This is a genomic window from Candidatus Nitrospira salsa (assembly GCF_965152625.1).
The window spans coordinates 615,243-629,109 of sequence record NZ_CBCUCO010000002.1; the positions used below are offsets into that span (position 1 = coordinate 615,243).

General features: G+C 41.1%; 10 protein-coding genes. 1 reads left to right on the plus strand and 9 read right to left on the minus strand.

Features of this window, described 5'->3' with window-relative positions:
* Positions 1 to 23 precede the first annotated feature (23 nt).
* A complete protein-coding gene (locus ACWQXP_RS04550; RefSeq protein WP_454061660.1) occupies positions 24 to 752 on the plus strand; it encodes a hypothetical protein in 729 nt (242 codons plus the stop codon).
* A 121-nt stretch (positions 753 to 873) separates the two neighbouring features.
* Here ACWQXP_RS04550 and ACWQXP_RS04555 read toward each other — a convergent pair whose 3' ends face one another.
* From ACWQXP_RS04555 to clpX, 9 genes are all read right to left on the minus strand, one after another.
* On the minus strand, positions 874 to 2,172 hold the full coding sequence (locus ACWQXP_RS04555; protein WP_454061661.1) for a hypothetical protein: 1,299 nt from the start codon (positions 2,170 to 2,172) through the stop codon (positions 874 to 876).
* Between the two features lie 315 nt (positions 2,173 to 2,487).
* Positions 2,488 to 3,294 (minus strand): WecB/TagA/CpsF family glycosyltransferase, encoded by an 807-nt coding sequence (locus ACWQXP_RS04560; protein ID WP_454061662.1) that lies wholly within the window; start codon positions 3,292 to 3,294, stop codon positions 2,488 to 2,490.
* A 414-nt stretch (positions 3,295 to 3,708) separates the two neighbouring features.
* Positions 3,709 to 5,247 carry a glycosyltransferase family 39 protein gene (locus ACWQXP_RS04565; RefSeq protein ID WP_454061663.1) on the minus strand — a complete coding sequence of 513 codons (1,539 nt, stop codon included), beginning with the start codon at positions 5,245 to 5,247 and terminating at the stop codon, positions 3,709 to 3,711.
* Positions 5,248 to 5,370: 123 nt separating this feature from the next.
* Positions 5,371 to 5,943: a hypothetical protein gene (locus tag ACWQXP_RS04570; protein WP_454061664.1), complete on the minus strand. Its 573-nt coding sequence runs from the start codon at positions 5,941 to 5,943 to the stop codon at positions 5,371 to 5,373.
* Positions 5,944 to 6,423: 480 nt separating this feature from the next.
* Positions 6,424 to 7,425, minus strand: a complete 1,002-nt coding sequence (locus tag ACWQXP_RS04575; protein ID WP_454061665.1) for a UbiA prenyltransferase family protein — start codon at positions 7,423 to 7,425, stop codon at positions 6,424 to 6,426.
* A 371-nt stretch (positions 7,426 to 7,796) separates the two neighbouring features.
* A complete protein-coding gene (locus ACWQXP_RS04580; RefSeq protein ID WP_454062979.1) occupies positions 7,797 to 8,792 on the minus strand; it encodes a GDP-L-fucose synthase family protein in 996 nt (331 codons plus the stop codon).
* Positions 8,793 to 9,257: 465 nt separating this feature from the next.
* The gene (gmd, locus tag ACWQXP_RS04585) at positions 9,258 to 10,304 is read right to left on the minus strand and encodes a GDP-mannose 4,6-dehydratase (protein ID WP_454061666.1); all 1,047 of its coding nucleotides are present in this window, start codon (positions 10,302 to 10,304) and stop codon (positions 9,258 to 9,260) included.
* A 27-nt stretch (positions 10,305 to 10,331) separates the two neighbouring features.
* Positions 10,332 to 11,768, minus strand: coding sequence for a sugar transferase (locus ACWQXP_RS04590; protein ID WP_454061667.1), 1,437 nt, complete (start codon positions 11,766 to 11,768; stop codon positions 10,332 to 10,334).
* Between the two features lie 747 nt (positions 11,769 to 12,515).
* The gene (gene clpX, locus ACWQXP_RS04595; protein WP_454061668.1) at positions 12,516 to 13,799 is read right to left on the minus strand and encodes an ATP-dependent Clp protease ATP-binding subunit ClpX; all 1,284 of its coding nucleotides are present in this window, start codon (positions 13,797 to 13,799) and stop codon (positions 12,516 to 12,518) included.
* Positions 13,800 to 13,867: the final 68 nt, after the last annotated feature.

The following is a 13,867-nucleotide window of genomic DNA, read 5'->3' on the forward strand; positions in this document are numbered from 1 at the left end:
TCAGTAATACCAATATTCATTCTATGACACCTTTAAAGTTTATCACATTACAGGCTCGCTACTGGCTTGGGGCCTATCCTTCCATTATCCTTCCATTATTATCGCTAAAAGAAAAAAATCGCCAAAGACTTGTAAGGGCTGACTCACATATTGTCATTGAAGGATTTCCTCGGTCTGGCAATACCTTTGCCGTTGCAGCCTTTGCAATCTCGCAACCCCATCCTCTGCATATTGCGACACATCTTCATTTATCAGGTCAGGTTATCAAGGCGGCTCAACTCAAAGTCCCGACCTTGCTTTTAATTAGAAACCCTAAAGACGCGGTGTCTTCACTCGTAATACGTGATCCTCATATTTCCATATTGCATGGGTTGAAATACTATATAAAGTTTCATTTAGCACTTCTCCCGTTTCGAAATTCTTTTCTGACAGTGACTTTTGAGGAGGCCACCACTGATTTCGGTCAAGTTGTGAGTCGGTTAAACGAGAAGTTTGATACGTTGTTTATTCCATTCGATCATCGGGATGAAAATGTGAGAAAAGTTTTTGATGATCTCGACTCTCGCGATCAACGTGATACAGGGAAAAAACACGTTACTGAAACCCATGTTGCACGTCCATCTGAGGAGCGAGAGAATAAGAAAAAAGAAATTGTTGAGCAACTAAACAATGAAGTTGTTGGCCGTTGGCTGACAAAAGCTGAACGACTGTATTGGGAGTTTCTTGATACTTCGCCTTCTCGAAGAAATTGAACGACAAGTGTATATACTTCTTGAACCCTAATCTTCTCGCGTGGAGGCTTATTTACTTTGGTCCGCTCTGATCTTTGCCCTGAGTTAAATAACCCCATCATATACTTGTTTCGAGAGGAGTTCACACTTTGGCATAGCTCTCTTGTTGCGCATTTTCAAGTTTTTTATTCTTTACAAAATATAGAACCAACACTTCCACAACTGAGCTTACAAGCAATCCTAACGCTGCGCCACCAACACCCCAATAGGTGATTAACGTCCAACCTCCAAACACACTCATAATTGCACCAAAACATCTTGCCTGAAAAACTCCATAGGACCATTCTACAGCTTTTAGGAGAGTACTCCATGCCTGATTCAATCCTCCGATCAAAGCGACAACCACAAATATCGGAATGATATGTGCAAACGAACTATAATAGTCTCGTTGATATAACCATTGAAGAATGTCTTCTCCCCAGTAATATAGGGGTAGCAAGTAGGCAATCGAAAACACGGCATTTATCAAGACTAAAAATTTTCCATTGTTCTTGATGAAATTTTGAGATTTTGTTTGTTTGTTTTTGGAATACCAGGGAAGAAAAAAAACGCCTAGTGCGACTAAGGTTTGTTGGACGGGAAGGATAAGATTTTGTAACGCACGGAAAGCACCCGCTTGAGGTAGTCCAAGAAGCATTCCAATTAAAGGAATATAGGACACTTTATTGATCCAGTTAGGTATAGCCCCCATCAAAATCCACTTACCAAAGACGTAATGCTCGATCCAGATTCGCCACTGTGATGCGTGGCTTGATAAATCTAAAGCTAAGTCAGAGCTTTCATGGATCTTACTGTGATTAAGATACAACAGATATAATCCAGCAATGGCTCCACTTATTCCCATTGCTAGAAATGCCATGAATGGGGAAAGCCAATCTCGAACATTGGCGACTAGCAATATTAAAAAAACGAGGATGGTATAGACAAGACTGCCAACGACTGCCAGGGAAGGACTTCCGTGTAAATAACACGCTCGTCGTGCTAGCCAAAAAAACAAGATAAACGGACTAACCATGGCTACCACAATATAGTCACTTGCAGCCTCAAGTCCACAGAAGTATAGAATGAATAAGATACTCAAAAACAAAGACGATAGAGCACCATGAAGAACAAAGTGAATCCTGACCACAACTGAAAGATAGGATCGAAGAGAATGAGAATATTTAGATGCACCGACCACGCTCATTGGCTCAAGAATTAATCCATTCGAAAAACATGACACAAGTAAAAACAGTGAAAACATTACGACAAAGGTTCCAAATTCGGTTGCCGAGAGCCATCTGGCCAATAGAACTTGAATGAAAAAACTGCCCCCTGAATTAAGTACTTGATCCACCACACTCAGCGACAACTTGGGTATTAAACTTTGTAGATGTTTCATATAGTTTTCAAAAGAAAAAATGGCAATTAAATGCTTACGTGCTCAGCAACAGGCGACGAAACTGGATAGCTCTTCGAGAATACAACGTGGATGGAAAGAAACGTTCAGAGTATCGTTGGTTGCGGGAATCGATTCATCGATAACTTACAATTAGATTCAACGATATGATCATCATAATCGACGACCACTATAATATGGTCTACCTGTAGCAAATGGTTCGTGAGAAGTGCCCCGGTGAATCCTTGCTTGCCCAAGCTTAACCGTTTTGGGGACTCACCATTTGTTTACTCTACTGTAAACAGTGCAGCATTCCTCTTACGAAGTAGGTTTTCCTCTGAAAAGTAATGCGTGCAAAACTTTTCGAATAAAAATCGTATTCGTGACTAAATACCGACGCCACAATCTCTTAGGTTCACAATATAACCTAAATAGCCATTCTATCCCATGTCGTTGCATCCATTTGGGAGCCATTTTCTTGTTACCGGCGATGAAGTCAAAGGCCGCTCCAACACACAACTGTACTCCATGAATACGATCGCGATGGTTATGTGCAAAAATTTCTTGCTTTGGACATCCTAAACCCACAAAGATTAATCCTGCGCCACTGTGATTTATACGACTCACCAATTCCTGATCTTCTTGAATGGTTAACGGACGAAAAGGAGGAGATTCGTATCCTTCTATCTGCAATTTTGGGAAAAGCTGAAGAAGCTTAGAACGAAATTGCTGAAGAACATACTCAGTGCTTCCTAAAAGATAAAGTCCTATACCTTTTTTAGCTGCACGTTCACAGACTCTCAAAGTCAGTTCTGGTCCATACACACGATCTTTTAATCCAGTGGCGTGGAAATGATTCAACGCCCATCGGATCGGTTGACCATCGGGAACGACCATTTGAAAGTTGTTAAATTTCTCCTTAAGCTCTGGATCACGACAGGCCTCTATCAAACCATGGACTGGCATCGGATCAATGATCGCTGCCTCCCTATTGAGCGCAGCTCGCGTGATAAGTTCAACTGCCTTTTCATAATTGGTGGCCGTGACATTGACCCCAAAAATATCAAACTTCTGTGGCCAGGATGTCGGTGTATTTGAGTCTAATGTTTGATTTAAGAACAACAAATTTTGAAAAACCTCTTTTCTTTATTTAGGATTCATCACCAGTAAATTGAAAGATACTAGAGTCCACTGAGAGACTAGTCCTGGCTCACATAACATCAGATTGAATAAGTGTTCTCTTGAGTTATTACTTCCAATAATTCCATATTTCATCGGTTAACTTGCATTAAATTCTGCTTGGCCATTCCTAGTTTCTGGTGACAGTCTCTACTCGTAAAAAACGTTAAAGAGATTGCGTATTTAGAATTTAGGGAAGAGGTGGTTAGACAAGAACTATGTTTCTTACCATGTTGGTTCTTTGAAACAGCATGTCATTCACGGAATTTCATGAGAAAAACGTTCTAAGTACGAGATTTTGGTTTTTATTGTTTTATTAATTTTCAATCAAATAATTTCAAAAGTTGTGAACATACTATATTATTGTCTTTCAGAAAGATAAACCATTTTGGGAATCTCATAAAGTATTAATTCAACTCCGGTTGAATTAAATTTGCTCGTAGGGGAAAAAAAACTTTCCAAATGTGACTTCAAATGTCCGGTTGGGTCAGCATGGAAAATTCGACTAAAGAATACCCAAAATCGATTTCGTCCGGCTATGATTTTCTGAAGATCCTCAGGAATTTGTACCGGATCTACAAAAGCGTTATCCTTTGGATACCCGACAACACTGAAATTATTGGCAGATGACAGATAATGGAGAAGAGTTGTTTTTGTATAGGGAGCCATGCAGATGATCAAGTCTCCTTGTATCGCATGTTCCGCCAAAAATTGGCTGGCTCCTCGACTATCTTCGCGATGATAATGGTCTTCGAAGTAATAATTATTTAAAGAAACGATACTGATGATTGTGAATATACATACGCTTACAATCTGGAATGATCTTTTTTGAAAATTCTGAACTCCCAATGCGACAAATACTAAGAATGGAAGCAAAGAAGGAATGATGTACCGAGTGTTAAAAGGCCCAACATTGAGTATGGCTGCTAGACCTACAAAAATTACTGGTAAGAGAAACAATAAGGCAAGGATGAGAAGAATGGCTTTGTCTTTCCGAAACAATTTCCACACACCAAAAGCGAATATAGTCACGACGTACATAAAGATTGGAACAATAATAGGTAAATATTGGACGATATATTTCATTTTATCTGGCTGATGCAATTCAATGAGGTTTGGTCCTAGAGAAAAGCCAGTTGAAAAGGCCCAAAGTATATAAAGAAGATACGGAGCCTCAAAAGATCTAGCACTCTCCCAGCCTACTTGAATTGTGTAAATGCGATACAAGGCCGGAAGAAGTAGGATACCCAATCCAAGAAATGTCGGAATCCATTCACGCCATTTCTGCTTAGGGAGCGTGATCATGATATAAAGCCCTAAAAATACTAAAAAAGGGACTGCCGTTGTATGGCAATAGAACGTAGAGGCAGCCGCAACAATGAATCCCAATTTCAACCAATGATTGTTTTCTCGATTTAAACATTGCTGAAGCAAGTAAAGCGCCAATAGACACAGAAATAAATACAACGCATAAGGTCTCGCTTCTTGACTATAAAAAATATGAAAAGGTGAGATGGCCAGCAGAAATGAAGCTATAGTACCTGTCAATGAGCCTAGCATGTCTCGAACCACCATGAAAAAAAGTGGAATTGACAGTGTCCCGAATATCAAAGATGGGACTCTTAAGATTATATCTTCTTCACCCAAGTATAAAAATGCATGTACGAAAAGATAGTATAACGGGAGGATGCTGGTATGTACCTCTGTCTGAAAAAGGACGTGGGCGAGTGTACCATTAGAGCTTAAATACGTCAGTACCTCATCCATCCACAAACTTTGATAGCCCAATCTGTAAATTCGTAACGCTGCAGCAATAACGGTAACGGAGATGAGTAAGACGCTACTCACGGGAAAAGCATAGATATCTTTTCCCTTTTCGATATCATCTTTTTTCAGCACATTATTTTCCGGTTCTGACTAATGTAGTGTATGTTCGGTGAGAAGGGATTCGCCTGACGAATATGCTTCACTAACTCGCATTATCAATACGCTGTATTGTTCGGTGAATTACATCTGATAGATTTAAGAAAATATGGTTTCTACTCTCGAAACCTTTTTAACTGCCTCAATTAAATTTCGAGAACCGCTTACAATAATGGCACTGTTAGAATTTTCCCAAATGGGTAAATCTACTCTGCTGTTTCCGGCATAATCAAAACCTCCTTTTCCATATCGTTTCACTAAAGCACGTGACTTTCTCTTGCCAGTAAGGTTGTCAAAGTCACTACTGGCCAAAACTTGGTCAAAACAATTTAAATGCTTTGCAATCTTTGTAGCAATCCGATAATGAGTTCCGGTGGCAAGTACGACGTTTCTTCCAGTTTTCCGCTCACTCAAAATGTAATTGAGCAAAAGATCATGATAGGGAAGTGCAACAATATTTAAGGAGACCCTTTGAGAAACCTGCCCTTTTACGAAAGCCTTACCTTTCAATAACCAAATTGGCAAAACCAATAGATAGAACACATTCTTTTTCAACAATGCACGCAAAGATTCCCAAAATATATCATTTTTTATAAGTGTTCCATCTAAGTCGATACACAAAGGAATACGCTCCTTTATTACTACTTCCTCTTGGTTAGGCTCCAGACACATCTCTTCCTCACCGAATTATCAGCTATAACAATTACCTTGTCTTTACTGTAGATCCCACCTTCCCAGGAGTGGCTTCTTTCCGGAAGACACCATTGGCTATCCGCTTTGTCCCGGACTGCCATTCCTCTCCCACTTCCAGCTTGAGATTTCCAGTAGACTTGGGAGTAAAATTTGGTCAGTTTTTTAATGGGAGTGACTAGAATGAATAGCGGTTCTAGGGAAAACGAGTCTCTCGTGTAAGCCCATTGACGGATAGGTGTCTAAAAATCCTTGTCGCTATCCTACGTGTAAATCAAGTAATTCTCTATGCAAGATACAGGTATGGACTTCAATCTATCAGGTTCTCCCCCTACTTGTTCCTCATTCATCTCTCGAAACCTGTCTAATTTGTCAGATATGTGGCAATAGATATAGTGTTTCGGCATCAAAATTTTGCTAATAATCACAGCTTAAACAGTATTTCGTACATCATCAAGACCTTTAAAATTTCCATAATGGGCTGACTTGGTTTGATAAAACATTAAACCACTCATACAATTGAGGAATGTCAGTAAATAGGAGGAAAAATACAGTCACGACACATACCATCCCACCAAAAACAAGCCATTTTTCCTTATAGAGATGTTCTGGCGCTTGAACTGTACTATCTTCCTTGAAACCGATATGAAAATAATATGACGTAAAACCTAATATGAATGGAGCGGACAGTATCAATTCAAAATGATACTTCATAACAAAGACGCCAAAGCACAATGCAAAGAGTGAGAGATAAAATACCATACTTGAAAGTAATCGTGGCTCTGAGTAATAGCCAAATGATTTTCGATAATGTTCCGCAAGTTTAGGGTCATTAATTGTGCGGTATTCTGCAAATCGTTTTGTGGCCATAAAAAATGCACCTAAGAACCAAAAAGCAAGTAATAGTGAGAGAGAAGGCAGTTGATCGGGAATCATTATGAACCACCCTAACAAAAGGCGGATAGGATTGTTGACAGATTCAGATAATACATCGAGATAAGGCAAATCTTTGAGTCGAAAAGGTCTCACATTGTAGACAAGCCCCATAAAAAATAAGGCGGCGCCAGTATACAAAAACCAGCGATTAACAAAGGCTGCGAGAACTAGACCGAGAATGGCTAGAATAACCCATTCAGCATATGCAATATGAATTTGAACAGAACCAGATGGGATAGGACGGAATTTCTTCTTTGGATGAAAACGATCATACTCAGCATCTTGAATTTCATTGAGAACATAATTACTGGAAGCAAGTATGCAGGTAGCCATGATGCCAAGAATCAATACAGGGAAATTATCCAACCTCAAGACGTGTGGATTATGAAAGACCGCCAAGAATACCCCAACAAGCATAAACACATTTTTAAACCAATGGTCCACCCGCATGATCGCAACATAGCTACGCCAGCTAGCAGGGAAATCCCAAAAATCTAATGTATCTGAAACTCGTCTTGACTTCGACATGCTTTAGTACACCTCATGTTTCATTTGAAACGAATTGATAACTCCCTAAGTACTTATCAAAAATAATTATAAATTATGACCAGATATAGGGCTGTTAGATGATCATCTTGTTCAACAGACTATTGAGATATTGTCCTGGATTATTGCCATCGCCATTCAGATTTTTAAACTCTGAGATAACATAGAACAAAACAGTCCTGATGTATTGCTGTGAACTGTGTTCATGCAAATTTAATTCACTTCAGCAACCCGAATAAGTTTTATTAGCCCATACCCACCGACAACCGTGTACTAGAAAGGTATACACTTGTCAGAAAGTCTTGTTTGTACCCTAGTCACCGAACGAGAATAATGAGTAGTAAGGCCTGCTTCTAGCAAATCGAGGCTGTTCTTGCCTCTATCGCTTGCATTCCATTGTGATGTTGCTGGTACCAGTTGTAGGTTTTTTGAATACCGTCCTTTAGAGAAACATTAGGTCGCCAACCTAATTCTTTGAGTCTCGAAACATCAAGGACTTTCTTCATCGTCCCATCGGGTTTGGTCGTGTCCCATTTAACTTGCCCCTCAAAGCCTACGATCTGCATAATCTTTTCAACCAACTCACCAATTGTTAGTCCCTCGCCAGTGCCAACATTAATGACGGGACCAGCTTCATGAATAAGGAGTTGAGAGTAGAGCCCAGCAGGCAGATTCATTAAAAAGACACAGGCTTCTGCGCAATCATCGATGTAAAGTAATTCACGTTGAGGACGCCCAGTTCCCCAAATAGTGACTGGTGTGTTTTGTTCACGACCTTCGTGAAACTTCCGCACGAGCGCGGGTAAGACATGACTTGTCTGTAGATCAAAATTGTCACCTTCTCCATACAGATTCGTCGGCATCACGCTGAGGAATTGCGTACCATATTGTCTGTTATAGGCCTCACACATTTTAACACCAGCAATTTTTGCAATTGCATAGGGTTCATTTGTCGGCTCAAGATATCCGCTCAGTAAATGCTGTTCTTTCATGGGCTGTGGGCATTCTTTCGGGTAGATACATGAACTTCCCAAGAAAAGTAACCGTTTTACGCCATGACGATAGGCCGAATTGAGGATATGTGTTTGGATCGTGAGATTCTGGAAAATAAAGTCTGCTGGATACGTATGATTGGCCAAAATTCCGCCAACTTTCGCGGCGGCAAGAAACACATATTCAGGTTTTTCAACCGAGAAAAACTGTTCAACGTCAGCTTGACGAGTCAAGTCTAATTCTTGACGGTTTTTAAGAATGAGGTTTGTATATTTTTTGGTGTGCAGATTACGGACAATAGCAGACCCAGCCATTCCATTATGACCTGCCACATATATTTTACTATCAGGGTTCATGAACACTTTCGATGGCATAAGTTGATTTTCCTTGACGTGCCGAGGCTTAATTTTCCTTGATTAATCATGTGAATAGTCAGAATCAAATTCTCTCCATCATTTAATTGAGCAAGGCCTATACCAAAATACCTTAATGCTTTGGAGGCATTACAGACACAGAATTAACACTGACTTTACGGAAAACTCGACGTATCAATGTTAAAAAAATAAGTAGGCTGAGCGTATATGCTCGCCCTAGGCTGTGCGAAATAATGTAGGTATTATCCAGACCAAACAATCAATGAGTTGTCGTCCGTGCGAACAATCATATATTTTACCGTCGCAAGATTCTAGGGAAACGAATGGTTGAATTGGCTTATTGAGGATTTTGGTGGCCAACTCAGGTATTTCAACGTTCTCGTGATTCATCACTTGTGGCGATAGAATAATATCTAGACTCCTCAAGCGACTCCTTACTCATTTACATTAATCACCCTGCCACCATTTTTCAAGAAACTTCTTCTGGATAATAGTATCACCTTCACCTTTGGCGGTAATGCCAGCTATTCTCATATCAGCATCAACCATAATTCTGACAAGTTCGGGGAATCCAATTCGTGCTTCCCAGTTTAATTCCTTTTTGGATTTTTCCGGTTGTGCAATGAGCACATCAACTTCGGTGGGTCTGAGGTACTTTGGGTCTTCCTTGACAAAATCATGCCAGTCGAGTCCGACATATCCGAACGATTCTTCAACAAGCTCACGAACGGTATGAGCCTCTCCTGTTCCGAGGACAAAGTCTTGGGCATCATCAACTTGCAACATGCGATACATGCCTTCAACATATTCTGGTGCGAATCCCCAGTCCCGTTGTGCATCAAGATTTCCTAAGTACAAATCCTTCTGATTTCCTGCCACGATATTCGCCACGGCTCTAGTAATTTTGCGTGTCACAAAGGTTTCACCGCGCCTTGGGGATTCATGATTAAATAAAATTCCATTGCAGGCAAATAGCTGGCTAGCCTCTCGATAGTTTACTGTCATCCAATATGCATAGACTTTAGCCGCACCGTAGGGACTTCGAGGGTAAAAGGCCGTGGTCTCACTTTGCGGAGGAGCAGAATTTCCAAACATCTCACTCGATGAAGCTTGATAAAACTTACATTTCACCCCGCTTCGTTTGATGGCTTCAAGTAATCTTGTCGTCCCTAATCCAGTAATGTCGCCTGTGTTCTCTGGTATATCAAAACTCACTCTGACATGACTTTGAGCTCCAAGATGGTAGACCTCGGTTGGCTGCAGATTATAGATCAGATGTGTGAGCTGACTCGAATCCACAAGATCGCCATAATGGAGAAAGAGCCGAGCCTGAGGGTGGTGCGGATCTAAGTACACATGGTCAATTCGATTGGTGTTAAAGGTGCTGGCTCGTCGAATCAATCCATGTACTTCATACCCTTTTGAAAGCAGAAGCTCACAAAGATATGATCCGTCTTGTCCCGTGATTCCGGTAATTAATGCAACGTTTGCCATAGTATTGTAAGGTTTCTCTTTGGTTAATTATGCGGCCCCTGTTCCTCTGAGCACAACGGGAATAGTTTTTAGCAGGATTTTGAGATCAAGCCACAGCGTCCATTGATCAATATATTGCATGTCAAGCTCCATCCATTTTTCAAAAGAGAGCCGACTTCGGCCATTCACCTGCCACAAACATGTGATCCCAGGGGGAACACTAAAGCGACGACGGTGCCAATCTTCGGTGAACTCTTCAAAGTCACGAATAGGTAATGGACGAGGACCCACTAAGCTCATATCGCCTTTTAACACGTTCCATAATTGCGGAAGCTCATCGATGCTAGTTTTTCGCAACAATCGTCCTATCGAAGTGAGTCGAGGATCATCTTCAATTTTGAAGGCTGCCCCTTCGACTTCATTCAGATGCTCAATATCCTTGAGCATCTTTTCTGCACCAGGGACCATGGTTCGAAATTTAAATAGACGGAATTGGCGTTTATTCCGACCTATTCGGTTTTGAGCAAAAAAGATTGGACCTTTTCCCGATATCTTAATCGCAATAGCGATGAGGACAAAAAATGGAAGCAACATCAACAGAATAGGCAATGATACGAGAATGTCGATAATTCGCTTAAAGAAAAAAGCTTGATCTCCAAGCGCTCCGGGTTGGAGTGTCAACAGTGAATGCGTACCAAAATGTTCGACTCGTTCGTGTGCAAACTTTGGCGAAAACATATTTCCCAAGACCCGAATGAGTACGCCCTGCTCTTCACATTGCTCGACGATCTGCGCGGCCTGTGCATAGTACGATTTCACTGGGAGCGCGATCATCACTTCATCAATGATAAAACACCTCAGAAAACTTTGAAAATTCTTGAAATCTGAGACAATGGCGTTACCCGTTTGCTTGAAATGATCCGTTCCAGCCCAGGGTTCATCTAAAAATCCAACAAGATTATACCCCAATTCAGGTTTCGCTTGAATATCCCGTGCAAATTGTATTGCCCGGGGGTTTGTTCCGGCGATCAAAATGTTCCGAATGTTTCGTCCATTCAGCCTCGCTTGTTTTAAGGCAAATCTGAGGACGAGCCGACTGCCAACGATGAGGATCAATCCACTACTCCAAAATGCTAGAACAAATCCTTGCGTAATGATCTCAACGTTAAAAATTACAGATGCTGTCACCAAGACGAAGGTGGCGAGTGACATGGCCTTGAGCAGGTCAAGGCATTCATCCTTCAGGGTAGAAAGTCGTCGAGATTCATAGATTTGAAAAAACGAAAAAATACTGTGCCAGAGAATAACCATGGCACTGACGAAGATAATGTTTTCAACTTTGACTCGAATGGCAAAAAAATCGCTAAAAGAAATATTTCCTGACGGGGTATAAGCAATGGCCACTGAAAGAGAGAAAGCGAGGCCTAAGAGGATAAGGTCAATACCCTTAAGGCTGTCAATTAATATTTTTCGTCGGATTTGCATCTGTTACATTCATCTTTCTTAAGCAACTCAACTCACGCGTTGGCATGAATAAAGTCAATTGCGTATGGCGATTAAATCGGCTACGGCATTAGTTGAAGCGGGCATGTAATCTTGGATGTAAACTAGGTGATTTGGGACTTATTCGGCTCTTGTACGGCATTAAATGTTCTTGCAAATTACGAGCCTTATTTTCTGTGAATTAAAAAGTTTTATTTCATCTTTACATTCAACAACATAGATGAAATGTAGTGTTTCACTTAATACATGAGTGAAGGGGAAATGCTACAGTATTTCTACTTTACTTTGATTCTTCGAATTGCACAGATTGTGTTGGTCTGGTTGCAGTCCAGAGATTCTCCAATAATCCGAAGTACTTTCTCGAGTATCTCGCAGTCCAATTGGAAGAAGGTATGGAATCGGATGTGTAATGTTTTAAATAGCCTCAATTGAAAAAACCCATTCACTTCTGCCAATTAACTCACGATCACATTAGACAGAAACCGAATAGGCAAAGACCTTCAGAGTTCTTTTAGGGATACTATAAAAATACAACATATTTTGGCTAACACAAGGGGGAAACAATGGAAAGTTCAAATTTTCATCATCGATAATCAAAATGCGGCTTGCTATTTGATTGAATTAACCTTGTATTGTAAACAAATTTCCAGAAGGTAGATGAAGTGCTAGCTTGAGACCTGCATCACAGAGTTGATAGAAGAAATCTCCATGAGGAAGCAACAAGTGACGTTAGGCTGATTTTTTCAATAATTGGGGTGAAGTTTTTCCTTCTACCACCTCGTGATTGATCACCACCTCTGTGACTTCTTTGAGTGCTGGGACGTCATACATCAAGTCCAACATCAAATCCTCTAAAATGCTTCGCAGTGCGCGGGCTCCGGTCTTCATGGACACGGCTTTTTCCGCAATAAGCCGTATAGCTTCCGGCGTAAACGTGAGATGAATCTGTTCTAATTCAAACAAGGCCTGATACTGTTTGATTAAGGCATTTTTGGGTTCCGTCATCACTCGAACCATGTCCTCAACACTTAAGTCCCGTAAGGTCGACAGAATGGGAAAACGACCGACGAACTCCGGAATGAGTCCATATTTAAGTAGATCTTCAGGACGAACTCGATCGATTAAGTTGTCACGATGGTTCGATTCAATCGGTGCGTTCTCGGTCCCAAATCCTAACCGTTTTTGATTGGTGCGTTGAGCGATAAATTCATCCAATCCAACAAATGCTCCACCGCAGATAAATAAGACGTTGGCTGTATCGACCCGCAAGAATTCTTGCTCAGGATGTTTGCGTCCACCTTTTGGAGGAATATTACAAACGGTACCCTCTACAAGCTTGAGCAGCGCTTGCTGGACCCCTTCTCCCGAGACATCTCGTGTAATCGATGCACTCTCTGACTTCCGGCTAATTTTATCGATTTCGTCAATATAGATAATGCCAACTTGGGCTCGTGAAAGATTAAAGTCACTCGCTTGCAACAATTTTAAGACAACATTCTCAACATCTTCCCCGACATAACCAGCTTCTGTCACAGTTGTCGCGTCGGCAATGGCAAAAGGGACTTGAAGAATTTTGGCAAGGCTCCGTGCCAACAGTGTTTTTCCGGTTCCTGTTGCACCGATTAACATCACATTGCCTTTTTCTAATTCCACATCTTTCAGTTTTTGACCGCTGAAAACACGTTTGTAGTGATTATGGACGGCGACCGACAGAACTTTTTTTGCGCGTTCTTGTCCAATCACATATTGATCAAGCACGGCTTTGATTTCTGGAGGAGTCGGGAGTGGACCTTCAGGAACTGCAACGGGCTCATGCAGATGCGGTTGTCCAGCAAGAAATTTCGAACAATGCTGGACGCAATCTTGACAGATGAACACGTGTCCTTGCGCTTGACACTGCGTACAGGTGTTGTCTGTTGGCGATTGGATGAGCGTTTTACCTGAACTTTGCGGTTTGCCACAAAATGCGCACGTGATGTCTTTCAAATTCTGGCCTTGAGTAGAATCGCTCACTGTCATCGTTTCCTTATCAATAAAAATGTCAGAACGTCCATGCAGGTCATCTTTGAAAACATCGCATC